This is a genomic window from Candidatus Methanoplasma termitum (assembly GCF_000800805.1).
In the GTDB taxonomy this organism is placed as follows: Archaea; Thermoplasmatota; Thermoplasmata; order Methanomassiliicoccales; family Methanomethylophilaceae; genus Methanoplasma; species Methanoplasma termitum.
The window spans coordinates 165,117-180,473 of record NZ_CP010070.1; the positions used below are offsets into that span (position 1 = coordinate 165,117).

The 15,357-nt window shown below is 49.7% G+C and carries 12 protein-coding genes and 1 tRNA gene; 10 read left to right on the forward strand and 3 right to left on the reverse strand.

All coding sequences use genetic code 11. The annotated features are described in order from the left end of the window. Positions 1-17 precede the first annotated feature (17 nt). From Mpt1_RS00770 to Mpt1_RS00800, 7 genes are all read left to right on the forward strand, one after another. Positions 18-102: transfer RNA gene (locus Mpt1_RS00770), tRNA-Leu, on the forward strand. Between the two features lie 59 nt (positions 103-161). After that, positions 162-569: a fluoride efflux transporter FluC gene (locus tag Mpt1_RS00775; RefSeq protein ID WP_048111363.1), complete on the forward strand. Its 408-nt coding sequence runs from the start codon at positions 162-164 to the stop codon at positions 567-569. A gap of 109 nt (positions 570-678) precedes the next feature. Beyond that, positions 679-1,155, forward strand: coding sequence for a YbhB/YbcL family Raf kinase inhibitor-like protein (locus Mpt1_RS00780; RefSeq protein WP_048111365.1), 477 nt, complete (start codon positions 679-681; stop codon positions 1,153-1,155). 142 nt (positions 1,156-1,297) lie between these two features. Further along, complete coding sequence (locus Mpt1_RS00785; RefSeq protein ID WP_048111367.1) at positions 1,298-1,777, forward strand: 30S ribosomal protein S13; 480 nt, start codon at positions 1,298-1,300, stop codon at positions 1,775-1,777. Between the two features lie 10 nt (positions 1,778-1,787). Next, positions 1,788-2,435, forward strand: a complete 648-nt coding sequence (locus tag Mpt1_RS00790; protein ID WP_048111369.1) for a 30S ribosomal protein S4 — start codon at positions 1,788-1,790, stop codon at positions 2,433-2,435. Further along, positions 2,435-2,821, forward strand: coding sequence for a 30S ribosomal protein S11 (locus Mpt1_RS00795; protein WP_048111372.1), 387 nt, complete (start codon positions 2,435-2,437; stop codon positions 2,819-2,821). Before Mpt1_RS00790 ends, Mpt1_RS00795 begins: the two co-directional genes overlap by 1 nt. A gap of 12 nt (positions 2,822-2,833) precedes the next feature. Further along, positions 2,834-3,667: a DNA-directed RNA polymerase subunit D gene (locus tag Mpt1_RS00800; RefSeq protein WP_048111374.1), complete on the forward strand. Its 834-nt coding sequence runs from the start codon at positions 2,834-2,836 to the stop codon at positions 3,665-3,667. A gap of 34 nt (positions 3,668-3,701) precedes the next feature. Here the strand turns inward: Mpt1_RS00800 and Mpt1_RS00805 are convergent, their stop codons facing one another. The 3 genes from Mpt1_RS00805 to Mpt1_RS00815 form a co-directional block, all read right to left on the reverse strand. After that, positions 3,702-7,076 (reverse strand): DNA polymerase II large subunit, encoded by a 3,375-nt coding sequence (locus Mpt1_RS00805; RefSeq protein ID WP_048113563.1) that lies wholly within the window; start codon positions 7,074-7,076, stop codon positions 3,702-3,704. Positions 7,077-7,078: 2 nt separating this feature from the next. Continuing rightward, on the reverse strand, positions 7,079-8,077 hold the full coding sequence (locus Mpt1_RS00810; protein ID WP_048111376.1) for an NOG1 family protein: 999 nt from the start codon (positions 8,075-8,077) through the stop codon (positions 7,079-7,081). A 74-nt stretch (positions 8,078-8,151) separates the two neighbouring features. Beyond that, the gene (locus tag Mpt1_RS00815; RefSeq protein ID WP_048111378.1) at positions 8,152-12,198 is read right to left on the reverse strand and encodes a lamin tail domain-containing protein; all 4,047 of its coding nucleotides are present in this window, start codon (positions 12,196-12,198) and stop codon (positions 8,152-8,154) included. Positions 12,199-12,339: 141 nt separating this feature from the next. On the opposite strand from Mpt1_RS00815, the gene tes reads away from it, so the two are divergent. Genes tes through Mpt1_RS00830 form a run of 3 tightly spaced genes read left to right on the forward strand, consistent with a single transcriptional unit; the run spans position 12,340 to position 15,338 of the window. Next, the gene (tes, locus tag Mpt1_RS00820) at positions 12,340-13,962 is read left to right on the forward strand and encodes a tetraether lipid synthase Tes (protein ID WP_048111380.1); all 1,623 of its coding nucleotides are present in this window, start codon (positions 12,340-12,342) and stop codon (positions 13,960-13,962) included. A gap of 15 nt (positions 13,963-13,977) precedes the next feature. After that, on the forward strand, positions 13,978-14,151 hold the full coding sequence (locus tag Mpt1_RS00825) for a DUF362 domain-containing protein (RefSeq protein WP_048111383.1): 174 nt from the start codon (positions 13,978-13,980) through the stop codon (positions 14,149-14,151). Then, positions 14,148-15,338 carry an NAD(P)/FAD-dependent oxidoreductase gene (locus Mpt1_RS00830; RefSeq protein WP_048111384.1) on the forward strand — a complete coding sequence of 397 codons (1,191 nt, stop codon included), beginning with the start codon at positions 14,148-14,150 and terminating at the stop codon, positions 15,336-15,338. Before Mpt1_RS00825 ends, Mpt1_RS00830 begins: the two co-directional genes overlap by 4 nt. Positions 15,339-15,357: the final 19 nt, after the last annotated feature.

Consider the following 15,357-nt stretch of genomic DNA (forward strand, 5'->3'; position numbering starts at 1 on the left):
CTAACCCAATCAAATAAGCCGGCATTGCCAAGCCTGGTCAAAGGCGAAGGACTCAAGATCCTTTCCCGTAGGGGTTCACCGGTTCGAATCCGGTTGCCGGCACTATTACTATAGCTTTCTGTGCCAGATAGGTTTTATATTCGATCGAATATCGCATTTTTGTGAAAGGCGACAGTATTGCCGTACAATTCGCAATGGTGGCTCTCGGAGGGGCTGTAGGTGCGGTTGCAAGATACATTCTCACAATCATAGTGCCGTCAGATGAACCATTATCATGGGGGGTGTTCGCTGCGAACTTTATCGGATGCTTCCTTATATGCTTCATCTCTTTTGCGTTCTTTGATATGACCCAGATAAAAAGATTATTCTTATTTATCGGGTTCTTCGGCGCATTCACAACAATGTCCTCCGTGTCGCTGGAAATGGTCCAATACTCCACAGAAGTGTTCCCGGTCGGTGCATTCTTATTCTTTGTGTTGAGTGCGGCGATTTGTCTCGCAGCAGGATTCATGGGAAGATGGTTAGCCTCGACTCTGCAGTTTCCGAACATACGCACCATTTCAAGATAAAAAGGGACGTACATGCCTGCCTGCTCTCCCATATAACGGCCTCTAATAAGGGAGAGACGATCCCAACCTTAAACGATTCAATGCCAGATCTTCCGACGGAGTGAAAAAAATGAAAGAACTAGTTTTGGTATCGCCCGCTTTTGAAAAAGAAGGGCTGATACCTTTGGAGTATACGGGGCACGGAGCAGACATATCTCCAGAACTGCAATTATCAGGCATAGACGAAAGCGCCAGATCCATTGCAATAACCATGGACGATCTGGATCATCCCAGGCCGAACTACAACCACTGGGTCATATGGAATATCCCTGTGATGCAGGTCATTCCTTCAAATATTCCTCATGGGGAGACAGTTGAGAAATTATCGGGTGCGGTGCAGGGACGCGGTTACGGCAAACATAGGTACAAGGGCCCAAAACCGCCGTTCAATTGGTCTCACAGATATCAATTCAATGTTTTTGTTCTTGACAGCACTTTGGACATCCCATCCAAATCCGGAAAGAAAGAATTGCTGAAAGCAATGGAAGGGCACACACTCCAAAGGGCTGAATTGACGGGCTATTATAAGAGGTCCTCACGCGCTTGAATATAAGAACCTTTAATAATGAAGAGGCAATCCCAACCCTAACGTAAACTCAGGACCCGTCACGCACGAACACTGAGAGCGCATCCGACAGGATAAGGCGCTTGAGTACATCCCCTCGGGGAACATTTACGGAGGAATCAAAATGGCGAAACCAAAGAAGGAAGCGCCCAAAGCTGAAGATGAGAACTTCAACTTCATCGTTCGTATCGCAAACAGCGATATCGACGGACAGAAGAGAACCGTAATCGGTCTTCAGAGTATCAAAGGCGTAGGAAAAAGAGTAGCACAGATTGTGGTGAAAAAAGCGAACGTCAACCCGACCGCAAAGATCGGTACGCTTTCTGACGACAAGGTGAAGGAGCTTGAGAAAATGGTCCTTACCTATTACGAATACGCACCGCACTGGGCCGTCAACAGGCAGATGGATTATGAGACCGGCGCCGATATGCACCTTATCGGGAACGATCTCGACATCATCCAGAAGGATGACATCAACAGAATGAAGATGATCCGCTGTTACCGCGGAATAAGGCACGAGACCAAACACAAGGTCAGAGGTCAGAGGACACGTTCCAACGGAAGGAAGGGTCTTACGATCGGTGTCCAGAGGAAATCAAGCTGAGGTGGTATGAATGGGAGATCCAAAATTCTCACGCAGGTCATATGACACACCCTCACACCCCTGGCAGGGAGAGAGGATAAAGGCAGAGGTGGAAGTTGTACGCGAGTTCGGTCTTAAGAATAAGACAGAAGTGTGGAAAGCAGAGACCATACTCAGAAACTTCAGAAAACAGTCCAGAGAGCTTCAGGCACGTATCAGAGGAGGAGACGCACAGGCCAAGATCGAGGCTGACGCACTCATCAGAAAATGTTCCCGTATGGGTCTGATGCCCACCACCGGCGATCTCAACGATGTTCTGGTGCTGAAAACACATGACGTCCTTTCAAGGAGGCTCCAGTCGGTCGTCTTTGACAAAGGATTGGCAACGACGATCAAACAGGCAAGGCAGATGATCACTCACGGTCACGTGTTCGTGAACGGCCATAGGGTCACTGTCCCGGGCTACATCGTCAACAGGGAAGAAGAGGCTTCAGTCATGTACAACAACGCCTCGCCTTTCACAGATGAGATGCACCCCATGAGGATATCTGCGGAACAGGCGGCGGCCAACGCGGCCGTCAAAGCCGAAGCACTGGCAAAAGCGAACAAAGAAGCGGCCGCAAAAGCAAAAGCCGATGCGGCTGAGGCGGGAATAACACTTGAGGATGGTGAGGTCTGATGACAGCTAAATGGGGAATAGCGAACGTATTCGCAAGCTACAACAACATAATGATCACACTTACGGACATAACAGGCGCCGAGACGCTCGGCAAGGTCACCGGCGGAATGGTCGTTAAACAAGCAAAGGATGAATCTTCACCATATGCGGCACAGAAAGCAGCGGAGAAGATCGCAGAAGTTGCCAGGGAGAAGGACATCGTCGGCATACACGTAAAAGTGCGTGCACCCGGCGGAAACAAATCAGCATCACCAGGACCGGGCGCTCAGGCGGCTATCCGCGCTCTTGCTAGGGCCGGGCTGAAGATCGGACGCATCGAAGACGTTACACCAATACCTCACGACGGTACCAAGAAGAAAGGCGGACGCAGAGGGCGCAGGGTCTGAGGAGGCACTCCGATGGAGATAGAGATACTCGAAATGGGGGAGATGAAGGGCAGTTTCAAACTGAAGAATTCATCGCCGGCCATGGCGAACGCGCTCAGAAGGACAATGCTTACCGACATCCCGAAAATGGCCATAGATAAGGTAGAGTTCCATCTGGGTCCCATTATGCAGGATGACAAAGAGTACGAAAGCGTGACGCCTCTCTTCGATGAGATCATCGCTCACAGACTCGGAATGGTGCCTGTTCCCACAGACCATCAGCTCTTCGGTTATCAGAAGGATTGCGTCTGCGGAGGCGAAGGATGTCCCAACTGCACCATAATGTACAGCCTTAACAAAATAGGGCCGTGTACCGTCCTATCCGGAGATATGATGCCTCTCGGGAACCCCGACCTCGCAGTCAAAGATCAATTCATTCCGATAGCAGAACTCACTGACGGCCAGGCGGTCCTCATCTATGCGACAGCGGTGATGGGAACAGCCAGGACGCATGCGAAGTGGCAAGCCGCTTTCGGCGTAGGGTACAAGTATGTCCCAATTATAAAGGTGGACGAGAAGAAAGCCGGCGATGCAAGCACAATCAAGTGCGCAGAAATGTGTCCCAGAGGTGTCTTTGAGGTCAAAAGCGGAAAGCTGAAGGTGAAGAATCCACTAAACTGCTCAATGTGCAAAGAGTGCGAATCGACATCCAAGGGAGCGGTACTTGTCGGAGCGGATGATTCAAACTTCTACTTCAAGTACGAGACAGACGGCTCTTTGACAGCGAAGCAGGTCCTTGACAAAGCGATGGAGATAATCGCCACACAATCAGAAGCTACCTTTTCTCATATTAATGAGGCGATCTGAACTTTTTCCGGGCGCAAGCCCGTCCAATATCTTTTTAATAGAAATCTGAGAGTCTGCACTTTTTGATCTTGTCGTTGTTAAAGACAGAATCCATGCTCATTTCGAGAATCATTATCCTTTCTTTTGTGTAGTCATCAAGCTCATATTTATCGCTGATCTCTTTTGACACTTCCAGATACTTCTTCACGCTGGCTTCGTGTACAGTAAGAGTAAGTTGGTTGCCGCATTTGCATATCCCGGACAGCGGGATCCTTCTGTACTTATCTCCGCATTTGGTACATCTCACGGTCTGCGTGCTGAAACTCCTCAGATTTCCTGCCATATCCGGCAGGAAGTGCTTGTTGATGACCTTGGTGGCAACATCCCTTTCATCCACTGCTCGTATCTTCTTTCCGAGGTAAAGTTGAGCATCCATCTTATCCGTCATACTCTCAAGTGTCGTATAAGCGGAATTTTTCGGACCTTCGGAGATATCGGAAGTGTCATGGGTGAATCCGAGCCCCTGATATTGTTTCTCTGTTCCTATGCGCCCCCCGACGAGGTCCATTATCTTTTCCAGTTCCTTCGGATCGCGCATTTCCATCGCAGCATTAAAAAATTCCAATGGATACGCCCTCAGGCAGTCGATATTGTGTGCCTCTTTGTCGATCTCGTTGGGGTCCAGTCTTGTGGTAAGGACAAGCGGAGCATCCATCAGACCTCCTCTTCTGTCGGGGAGGAACAGCCTTGAAAAATTCAACAGACCGTCAAGTGCCAGTATGACGCAGTCCTCATCCCCGTCGCAGTTCCTTCTCTTTGCCGCATGGAAGAACGGATGGCCGTAGCATCCCCTTATGTCGGAATATCCTATGATGCGGCAGAGGATGCAGCCGGACGTATGAGGTGCCAGACCGAACGTCAGATGTCCGATGAGACCCTCTCTTTTGCTGATATTGTAGTATCTTTTCATCCCGTATATCTTCTCAAGTTCGTCATCTATGTATTTGGACACCTTGACCAAGAAGTCTCCGCAATCTTTTGATGGGATTATATCCTGCACTTTCAATTCGCAGATCTGATCAACGCTTGTGAGGGGATCACCGTTCCAATCCCGGGAATATCCGAGCTCATTTGCCTTTTCGACACTGAGTCCGATCTCTCTGGGTCTGAAGTGGGTCAGCGGAACGTCGGTCATATCGTACCTTATCGTACCGTCCTTATAGACAGACACATCATTCTTCGCCCGCAGTATTCCCTTTTCGATTATCTCCGGGGTCTTGGTCCTGGAAATGAGCCCTTCGACACATTTCAGCTCATCCGGTTGGCTTTCCTTTAAACTTAAAAGCGCTTCGCGGTATTCGTCTGATAAATTGATGTTCAGCGTCGATTGGCCGCTGTTCCCATATGTTTTCTTTGCATTGGAGGGAAGGGTGTGGATCTTGCATTTCCTGCACCACGTACGGAATGTTATGTTCCCGCACATCGGGCACATTCGTTTTCCCACCTCGATGCTGAGAGTGGGCTCGGCATTCGAATTCAGATGAGGTGTTTTGGATTTGGATGCTTTTATCGCGGAATCGATGTCTCTCCCGTATTGCCCATCCCTTCCCACCGGGAACAGCGAATGGACCTTGGGACTCATTTCTCTTTCTTTCGCTTTCTCCGGACGCGCCATTCTTGTTCCGATGCGTGTTCTTGCCTTTGCGCGGATCTCGAATCCTGCCGCTTTGCTCACCGCGGATAACGAATCGTCCCCTTCAAGCTCCATCAAAGATGACAACCTTCCGTCTTTGACACAAAGACCCAGCCCGTCGATGAGAGGCATCGAATAAAGTTCGTCGATAACGACCTCTTCGCCCCTCACGCAATGTGTGGCGCAGAGATTCTCTAATATCCTCTTTGTGTCCGGTTCTTTGGGGATCACGAGATTGTTCTCGAATCTCCCCTCTGACAGTATCTTGGATCTAAGGAGGACAAGCATCTTCACGGGGACGTCATACCAGAACATGTTGAACTTCGGATGGAGCGGAACATCGAATTGTTTGCACATCTCCTTTGCGCGTTCGTATGTGGGGCTCTCCCAATCCTTTGGGAGCTCGGTCTTGGACATGATCGTTGCTTTATGCCATTCGGGCGAATATCCGCAGGGCACCAGGGGATGGTTGTTCTCGCTGAACTCGCCGAAGGGGACGAGGATCTCTCCGTTGTCCACGACCTCGGCCACTTCTTTGCTTACCGCTATGATCTCCTCTTTGGTCTGACAATGTATGAGGTCTCCGTTCTTCAGCAGTACGTATGGGCCGTCCAGGAGATCGCAGGGAGTCGCCACGCATGCCTTGCCTGGTCTTTCTATCTTTATCTGTGTGCCCAACGCCATGAATTCATCCATAGCATACATGCTGGCGGGGTTGAATGCCAATGCCGCAAGGCCCGTGGTCCTTGCCCTGCCGTATCTGAGTCTGAACCCTCCGACCGCACAAGGGTGTCCGAATATGGGCCTGCCCGCGACCAGGTCCTTAAGATATGTAAATGATTGTTGAACGGTCTTCCGTGCACTCTCATCGGTTTGGGCGGGCTTGTGCGCATCAACGTACTCACCGATGAATTCCCAGCCTTTGATCTGTAGTTTGTCCACGTGCTTCTTCAGTTTCGCCGCTTTTTGGCACATGCCCTCCGCAATAACAAGGCACGCTCCTCCTCTTACGCGATTCGTCTCGATCCTGGGAAGATCCCTGTATCCCGATATCTCGACGGTTTCCGTTCCTTCACCGTCAATGCATATGGGACAGTTCCTGACAATGAGGTCGATCTCTTGCGGCGTAGGTGAGAATTGAAGGTGTTGCTGTTGCTTATACAGCGGTATCTCTTCGTTGAATCTCGCTATCTCTTCTTTGGTGGGGATGTATCTCCCGATCTTGAGCGCCTGACGGACCATGTCGGCAATAAGGACGCTCATTGCTTGCCCTGTACCGCCTGCGGCGCGGATAGGTCCGGCAAAAATAAGGTCGATATAAGATGACCCGTCCGCATTGGTTTTGATCTTCGTGTCGGCAATTCCCTCAAGCGGCGCGACAAGTATCCCCTCTGTAAGGACGGCAAGACCGACCCTGATCGCGCGATCAACAACCTTTTCAAGGCTCTCTCCGGGCCTCCCGGCGATCTCTCCCGCGATCATCAGGGCAACGATCTCACGGTTGCCATGTATCTTGGTAAGTCTGCGTATGTCTTCTGCGACCCCGTCCACTCCGTAGTCTTTCAGAAGTTTCTCCACTCTCGAAGCAAGGTCCTCTGCCTGAGGTATCTCCACGAATGTCTCCGGATCCTTTCCGACGCTTCTCGCCGCTTCAGCGATAGTATAACACTCTTTGTTCTTTCTGGAAAGTGTTCTGAAATATTCCTTCATCTCTTCGCTTGCCGCAATCTCCCCCATGATCAAACCTCTTCCGACTCGACCGCCCTTTCTCTGAAAATGACCCTTACAAGGGAAAGTATCTTCTCGTTAAGTTTATCCATCCCATCCCCGGTCTCGGCAGAGAAACTGATATGGTCGTTCTCTCTTTTCAAAATGTCGCTTTTACTTTCAGCAACTATTATCGGTATGCCTGAGAAGTTCTTTTTCACAGAGTCCAGGAGGGAATTCTGTTTTTTCATATCATAGCCGCAGGTCTCAGAGGGATCAAGGATGAACACCATTACATCTGTCAGGTATCTCAAGGCAAGAACCGCCTGTTTCTCTATGTTGTTCCTATCATCGAATTCGCGGTCCAGGAGCCCGGGCGTATCTATTAATTGGAACACTCTCCAATCGTCCTTCACGTGGCCGATGATTATGCCCTTTGTGGTGAATGGGTAAGAAGCGATCTGAGGGGTGGCGGAGCTCATCTTTGCGACGAGGCTGCTCTTCCCCACGTTAGGGAAGCCCGCCACCACGACCGTAGGCACTTTCGGGTCCACCGCCGGTAATTTCCTGAATTTGTTCTTAGCTTCCTGCAGGAAAAGAAGGTCCTTATCGATCCTGTCTATGTAGGAGGACATTCTCCCGTAGAAGCTGTTCTTGTGACTTTCGATCATTGAGGCATCCTTTGTTCCGCGGATATCTCTCAGTGAATCGTTCTTGAGTTTCTCTATTCTGTTGGCGGCCCAATTCAGGGCCCCAAGCGATCTTTTGTATTGGTCGATACCGATGATAAGGTCGATGAGTTCTGGAAGGAAATCCTCTCTTTTTTCGATCCTTGGGAATTTTTCGATGTATCCGTTGATAGTGGTTGTAACGATATCGGCGGATGCGGTCACTTTGGCAAGAGCTGTCTTTTTCTTTCCATCCAACGCATCCGAGCCTTTCTTCGAGATCTTTGCGGCTCTTTTGAATGACTTATCCTTTAACTCATCCGCAGAAAGGACGGTCGGTATTTTGAAACTCACTCCGGCCATAGTGAGGTTATATGCATCACCTATAATTAACTCATGGATACCCTCCTTTTTTGCTGTGTGGCTATCATTAAATATCACACCGATGTGAAGGTCGCTTTCAGTACCCAAAGGTCCGATTCCAGCGTCATATCGGGATTTTGTGAAGGCGGTATCAGGACGGTGGGACAATCCATGATCAGCACTCCCGCGGTGACCTTCCACTTGCCGATGTCTTTGCCGAACACTCTGCAGAGACCGGAAACATTGGTGTCCACATGTATCCCGAGTTTCACTTCGGGGATCGACTCTATGTTCTTCAGGAAGAACGGCGCATCTATCCCGAAATATAACGTCACGCCGAGGTACAGGTTATCTGTCAGAACCTCTACCGGCTTCAGTCCGTACGGGTTCTCTATGTGCAGGAGCAGTGATTCTATTTCCCCCACAAGACATTTCAGTCCCTCCTCGATGAGTCCGGAATCAATGAAAAGCTCAATGCACACACCCCCGCAAATCGTCGACGTGTCATCCGCTATCTCCAACGACACAAAGATCGATGCTTCGATGAGACATCCGGCCAACATCTCGATTGCAGTATCGATCGCATCCATGATCGCGACCTTGAAGAACTCGGTAAGGTCATCGACGTTCTTCAGTGATTTCATCTTTGTCAGCGTCTTTACCGCAGAATCCTTCAATATCTTGATGAGCTGCACTTTAATCATCTCTCCGCCCAACACTCCGCCGCAGTTCCCGGTGCCCGGCGTACCCTCGGAAAAAGACCAGTCCATGGCAGCGTCGGCCGACCTCTGCCAAGTACGGCCATCGTTGTAAGAATCGCTCTTCACAGGGGTCATGTCGACCTCTTCACCGTTCGGCGAGACAAGGGTCACGTATTCTTTTGAGTTATTGAGGAAAGATCCCGGCAGGTAGACAACCTCTCTCTGCCCGGGCATAAGGCTCAGACCGGTTATATTGTATACTTTGGTGACGGGGTTGGAACCAGCACGAATCGTATACCCTTCAAGATCCACTCTCGAACTTGTCGCATTCAGCAATTCCACCCATTCGTTGCCTTTATCATCACCGGACGGATTCAACTCGAACTCGTTGATCAGCATCCCGAATTTGAATGGGATGTTGTACTTCAGATCTATTCCCGCATCTATCTCCGCTTTTAGCCCGGGGATGGGCAGCGGAATGTTCGATAGTATGGCACCGAGCCCCGGCACATCAGAGAGACAGAAATCTGTATGTTGGTATTGTACCAGATCCGGCAGGATCACATCGAATTGAATGCCCCTTACATGTCCGCTTATACTTATCATGTGCGGCGTCGACTTCATCAGCGGGTCGAAATAAGCATAAACGTCCCAACTTCCGCCGGTTATTCTGGCATCTCCCGTCAGGATCAGCTGTTTGGTGGAGCCGGAACCTTTTTGTTTGATGTTAAGCGAACAAGAGACCTTGAGATGGAATATCTCTCCGCTCAGAACTATCGTCAACAGATCCTTTGTGTTGTTCGCAAGGGTAGACAGTTTCGTTGTGAATGTCAGGGTCCATCCCATAAAAGTGAATCCGACGGTCTGTTTGGTCAGATCTATTCCGACGATCCATTGGACATTCTCGATCGCCTTTTCAAGTACGATCGTGAACACCTTGTCTATAGTATTCTCGATGAAGTCGGCCAACGCTTTCAGCGAAGCCATCAGGATACGGTACACCTTTTCGACCACCGCGGAAACATACTTCATAATATCCGTGATCGCTGAGCTCAAGATCGACAACACGTCCATGACCATCGACATTGCCTTGCGAAGGGGCTCCAGCAGCGGCGACAGCAGCTTAATCAGAGCATTCCAGACGTCCGACAGAAGCGTGTTGCTTGCTTTGTAGTCCTTCACGCCGGCAAGCTCCCATCCGCTTGCCGCCACTATCTTCAACTCCATGTTGATCGAGGATGTTCCCTTGCAGACAGAGTCCGATATACCCATCGTTGTTTCCAATGAGCCGGAGCTTGTTACTGTATACTGAAGATCATCTTCTATGATCACCGAGAAGGCGGTCGCGTAAGATGCGCCGGTGTTCTCATTGAAACCGACATAGTGGATGCAGTCTGAAAGATTCTCGTTCGGCCCTTTGACCTGTATCTTCGGTGACGATGTCGAGGAAACCGAAAGCCTCTCGACAGAGGTGTTACCGTCGGAATCGACCAATCTGAAACTGTCTGACCCCGGGAGTTCGACCTGTCCGCTGTACGCGTTGATATTCGTATTCTCTATGGCCTCGGCACATAGTGTTTTGATCCTCTCCGGAACATTCGTCGCAAAATCCATGAAAAGGACGCCGGCCCCGAATATCCCGGTGCAGATCTTCTTGATCGTTCCGGATTTTCCTGCTGGTATATCGGTAAGCGGTCTCAGCCCATCCAGACAGCTGCTCACTTCATTTTCGTACTGAGTAATTTTATTTTTGATCTCGATCCCGTTGAAGACCGTGTCGGTGGCGCTGTCGAGCTCTTCCGCGCTCACCTCTATATCATTTGCTGAGAAATATGCGGCCAAAGAAGATCTTATTGATGCCTTTACATTATCTTTGAATGCGCATACGCCGTAGATATCATCACTGTTATCAGATATTGCGTTGTATATTTCTGAATAAAATGGATCGGAAATGGTCTGATCGTTGATCGCGCTGGTCATTATTCTCTCGATCTGAGAGTCTCCTCCGTCCAGGGCGGCCGCAACCGCTTTGTAAACGGATTCCATGAACGACTCGTCGTCATCCGGATCGACAGGGATGCATATGGTTCCGAGTGCTTTTGAGCTCCCGATGCTCACCGCAGCGGAGTTGATTATACTTCTGATCCACTCCCTTATTTCGTTCGTACCTTCCCGGTAATGCTTTTTGAAGTTCGATATGTCGTTATGGGAGAACATATCGACCATTGGGTAATCGGCGCTGATAGTCATTGACGGAACAGAAATGTTTCTTCCGCCCAAGTTAACATTGATATCGGATATCCTTATCGATGTCGTTTTTCCGCTGAAGAGGTACCTATAGTGATCGATATCCAATCCGTTGTCCCTCATCACTTGTTCGATGTAAGGCGCAGCGGAGAATTCGTTCTTTCCGCTGAAAAATCCCCTCAGAGAATCGAAAGCGTTCTTCAGGGTATCAAGTACGGAATCGGTAACGTTTATGACGAGGTTACCGTACAGGTAGTCGAACCATTTAAGTGCCAGGTCGTCCGCGATTGATATCAGTGCCTGAGAGTATACCGCAGAAAGATCGATTGTGATCTTCCCCTCATCAGGTATCATCCAGTCCGCCAGATCTATCTTTTCCATATCTGTGGTCAGGCCATTAGAGGCGAAGCGGAAAACAAGCACATTCAGGACATCAAGCGAGCTTTTGTATGCAGACCGGACATCTTCGGCCGTTATGATCGACATGGTGCCCATGCTACCGTATTCCGACATTGCTCCATACCCGTTCAGCACTCTGTACTGAGCAAGAGCGGTCAGTTGCTGGGTCATCATCTGAGACAGTGCGGAACCGTCGCTTGAGGTCATAAGCTCGAACAGCGATCCCTGCTCTGCGACAAGAGGCAGAGCGCAGGTCCCGTCAGTTGATATTTCGGTCGTCCTCATAACTGTCCCGGAACCGGAGATGAAGTCTGCGGTGTAGTGTCCGGTAGCTTTGAGGTAGGTTGGCATATAGCCATCGGTAAAGGCGTCTGATGTTGTCATTTTTAGAGACTCGGCCTCCAGCACAAAGTCGAAATCCTTTATGCTGATGGACACGCCCTTATCAGCACATGGAAAATTGGATGTCATCCATTCCTTTGAATCCTTTTCGAAGATCTCTGCACGCTCGTCAAGCGAACCGCCTTCCGGGTCTGTGCTTATCTGGAAGATCAGCTCCCCCAGGCCTCTTTCGATCTTTGTTTCGGTCCTTTCGATCGCACTATCCAACGTTCCGAGCTCTGTGACGATGTTATCAGCAGTCTCTTTGATATCTTTCGATTGTGAGATCATCACTCCGAACGCGGATGCAAGGATGAGTATCACCACTGCGATCGCAACGAAGGGCATACCGCCGTCCCTTGACCTTTTTATGTTCTTTATTCTGCTTTTCATGTTTGATCGGAACTATCACGACGGTTCCCCAGATAAAGGGGGGATGCTACAGTTATACTACGTTTCCATTTTTAGGGGGCTGCCATATGCGCGCGGGAAACAGGTATTATAAATTCTGAGTGTATCTCAGGCATTGGTACAATGACTTCAACAATGCAGAATTATGCAGTAAAGAAGGGGCTTCCGAAACAGACGCGTTCCGTCTGTCCGGAATGTGGGAAGATCCTTGACGCGACTTTGTACGACAAAGGCGGCAAGGTTTTTATGGACAAGACCTGTCCGGAGCACGGGAAATTCTGTGATGTTTACTGGTCCGATACCGAACTTTTCCTCAGAGCGGAAGAGTTTGCGCATGACGGTATCGGACTGCGAAACCCAATGGACAAGAACCTCAAAGAAGGCGAAAACGTCCATGTGTTCGTTGACGGGGAAAGGGTGGATATGCTTACATGTTCAGCTCTTGCCAACATCGACCTCACAAACAGATGCAACATGAACTGCCCAATTTGTTTTGCGAACGCAAATCAACAGGGTTACATCTATGAACCGGATTATGAGACGCTGACCAAAATGCTGGATGCGCTTAGGGCGGAAGAACCTATAAAATGCACAGCCGTACAGTTCTCGGGCGGAGAGCCGACCATACACCCCGATTTTGTAAAGATAATAAAGGCTGCAAAAGACAAAAAGTTCGCTCAGGTGCAGGTCGCAACGAACGGAATAACCTTTGCAAGACGCTACGACATCCTAAAAGATGCGTCAGCTGCCGGACTCAACTCGATATATTTGTCGTTCGACGGTCTGACCGATGACATCTATCTTCAGGCAAGGGACAGGAAAATGTTCCAGGTCAAAATTGATGTCATCACAAACTGCAGGAAACTGAAGGAAGAGACCGGTGTGTGCCCCTCGATAGTACTTGTTCCGACAGTGGTAAGAGGAATGAACGACGACCAAATAGGGGACATGGTGAAGTTCGCTTTCGATAATGCGGACATTGTCCGCGGAATAAACTTCCAGCCGGTCGCATTCACAGGAAGGATGACAAGAGAAGAGCTGGAAAAAGGAAGATTCACTCTCCCAGATCTCATAGAGGCTTTCGGTGAACAGACCGGATATACCACCAAGGACGATTGGTACCCCGTGCCTGTCGTGGCGCCGATATCCGATTTTGCATCAATAATCCTGAATGAGAATAAAGTAACATTCACAACGCACCCCCACTGCGGCGTGGCGACATATGTATTCATGGATGAGAACGGAAAGGTTACACCTTTCCCGAGGTTCATCAACGTGAAAGAGTTCACAAAAGGTCTCGAAGAGATAGCCGCAAAGGCGGAAAAAGCCACGTTCAAGAAGTTATATGCACTGAAACTGCTGAAACTTTTGGACAGAAGCATAATCGAGGAGAACCTTCCCGGAGGAATGAACAAGAAGCAATTCAAGAAGATGATGGCCAGCGTGATGAGCAAGAGGTCTAAGACCGCACTTGCGGCATTCTCTTGGAAAGTGATGTTCTTCGGCGGTATGCATTTCCAGGATTCGCATAACTATGATGTAGAAAGGGTGAGGCGCTGCGGTGTCCACTACGTAACGCCCGACTGTCAGGTGATCCCATTCTGTGCCTACAACGGAGGTCCGGAATATCGCAACGAGATTGAGAAGAAATTCTCGGTGCCGCTTGCGGAATGGAAAGAAAAGAACAAGAAGGAGGCCGCTGAACTCGAAGCGGCAATGGTGGTCCCGGATGACCAAAAAGCATGACCCAGGTGAGGCCAAATGATAGTAGATGAAGACAAGTGTTTGCATTGCGGAGGATGTGTCGGTTCGTGTCCGGCCAATGCGATATTCCTTAACGATTTTGTTTTGGAATTCAACAACAGATGTACAAGATGCGGAAGGTGCGTTAAGCTTTGCCCCGTCCACGCATTGTCGATGGAGGGAAAGAAATGAAGATCTACAGATGCGACGTGGTTGTCGTCGGGGGAGGCCCCGGCGGAAGCATGGCTGCAAAGTTCTGTGCACAGGGCGGTCTCGATACGATCATGATCGAAAAGAAGGCCGAGATAGGGGCACCGCTGAGATGTGCCGAAGGCGTGTCCAAAAAATGGCTGGAAGAGGTAGGTATCGAACCGGACCCAACATGGATATGCGCAGACATGGTCGGTGCTGTGATAAGGTCGCCCAGCGGATACGAGTTCAAACTTGACGAGAGCCAAGCGGGTTCCGAGGTCGGTTATGTGCTGGAAAGGCACCTCTTCGACAAAGCACTCGCAAGGGACGCCGTTGCTGCCGGTGCGAGGATAATGATGCGCACGTCTTGCACTGATGTGATAAAAGAGAACGGAAAGCTCATCGGGATAAAATGTAAGAGCATGGGAGAGAAGATAGAGATACACGCCAAAGCCATAGTTGCGGCAGACGGATTCGAATCCCAAGTAGGCAGATGGGCCGGGATCGAAACGAAACTGGATCTCAACGATATCTGCTCATGCCTGCAGTACAGAATGGTCAATGCAGATATCGATCCGGAATACTGTGAGTTCGACATAGGAATGAAGATAGCTCCAGGCGGATACCTTTGGATATTCCCCAAGGGAAACGGTGTCGCCAATGTCGGTATCGGGGTCATGGGGAAATTGTGCAAGAATGCAGATGCAAAGAAGTATCTGGACAAATTCATCGCGGAGGATCCGAGATTCAAGAACAGTCAGGCGGTAGAGGTAGTGGCAGGCATGGTCTCTACCTGTCCCGGACTCGACTGTGCCGTTGCAGATAATATAATACTTGTGGGCGATGCGGCGAGGATAATCGACCCAATAACCGGCGGCGGGATCTGCCATGCGTGCAGAACAGGAATGTATGCCGGTCAGGTCCTGACGGAATGCGCAAAGACCGGGGATTTCTCCAAGAAAGCGCTGATGCCATACGAGAAGATGTGGCGCGATAGGATGGAGGATAAACTCTACAGGAACTGGATGGCTAAGGAAAGGCTTGCAGAGCTTGATGACGACACCATCGATGAGCTTGTAAAGCTGATCTCCGGATCGGATATCAAAGAGGTCAATGTCTACAATCTTCTGAAAGTAATAAAAGAGAGATTCCCTAAGGTCGTCGAAGGTTTCGAAGATCTAATTTAAAAACGTGGCGCAAGCCACT

What these genes read in the sequence shown, in the direction of transcription:
- Mpt1_RS00815 (WP_048111378.1), bottom strand. Translation starts at nt 12,198, where the DNA reads ATGAAAAGCAGAATAAAGAACATAAAAAGGTCAAGGGACGGCGGTATG.
- Mpt1_RS00785 (WP_048111367.1), top strand. Translation starts at nt 1,298, where the DNA reads ATGGCGAAACCAAAGAAGGAAGCGCCCAAAGCTGAAGATGAGAACTTC.
- tes (WP_048111380.1), top strand. Translation starts at nt 12,340, where the DNA reads ATGACTTCAACAATGCAGAATTATGCAGTAAAGAAGGGGCTTCCGAAA.
- Mpt1_RS00780 (WP_048111365.1), top strand. Translation starts at nt 679, where the DNA reads ATGAAAGAACTAGTTTTGGTATCGCCCGCTTTTGAAAAAGAAGGGCTG.
- Mpt1_RS00790 (WP_048111369.1), top strand. Translation starts at nt 1,788, where the DNA reads ATGGGAGATCCAAAATTCTCACGCAGGTCATATGACACACCCTCACAC.
- Mpt1_RS00805 (WP_048113563.1), bottom strand. Translation starts at nt 7,076, where the DNA reads ATGGGGGAGATTGCGGCAAGCGAAGAGATGAAGGAATATTTCAGAACA.
- Mpt1_RS00795 (WP_048111372.1), top strand. Translation starts at nt 2,435, where the DNA reads ATGACAGCTAAATGGGGAATAGCGAACGTATTCGCAAGCTACAACAAC.
- Mpt1_RS00825 (WP_048111383.1), top strand. Translation starts at nt 13,978, where the DNA reads ATGATAGTAGATGAAGACAAGTGTTTGCATTGCGGAGGATGTGTCGGT.
- Mpt1_RS00830 (WP_048111384.1), top strand. Translation starts at nt 14,148, where the DNA reads ATGAAGATCTACAGATGCGACGTGGTTGTCGTCGGGGGAGGCCCCGGC.
- Mpt1_RS00800 (WP_048111374.1), top strand. Translation starts at nt 2,834, where the DNA reads ATGGAGATAGAGATACTCGAAATGGGGGAGATGAAGGGCAGTTTCAAA.
- Mpt1_RS00810 (WP_048111376.1), bottom strand. Translation starts at nt 8,077, where the DNA reads ATGGCCGGAGTGAGTTTCAAAATACCGACCGTCCTTTCTGCGGATGAG.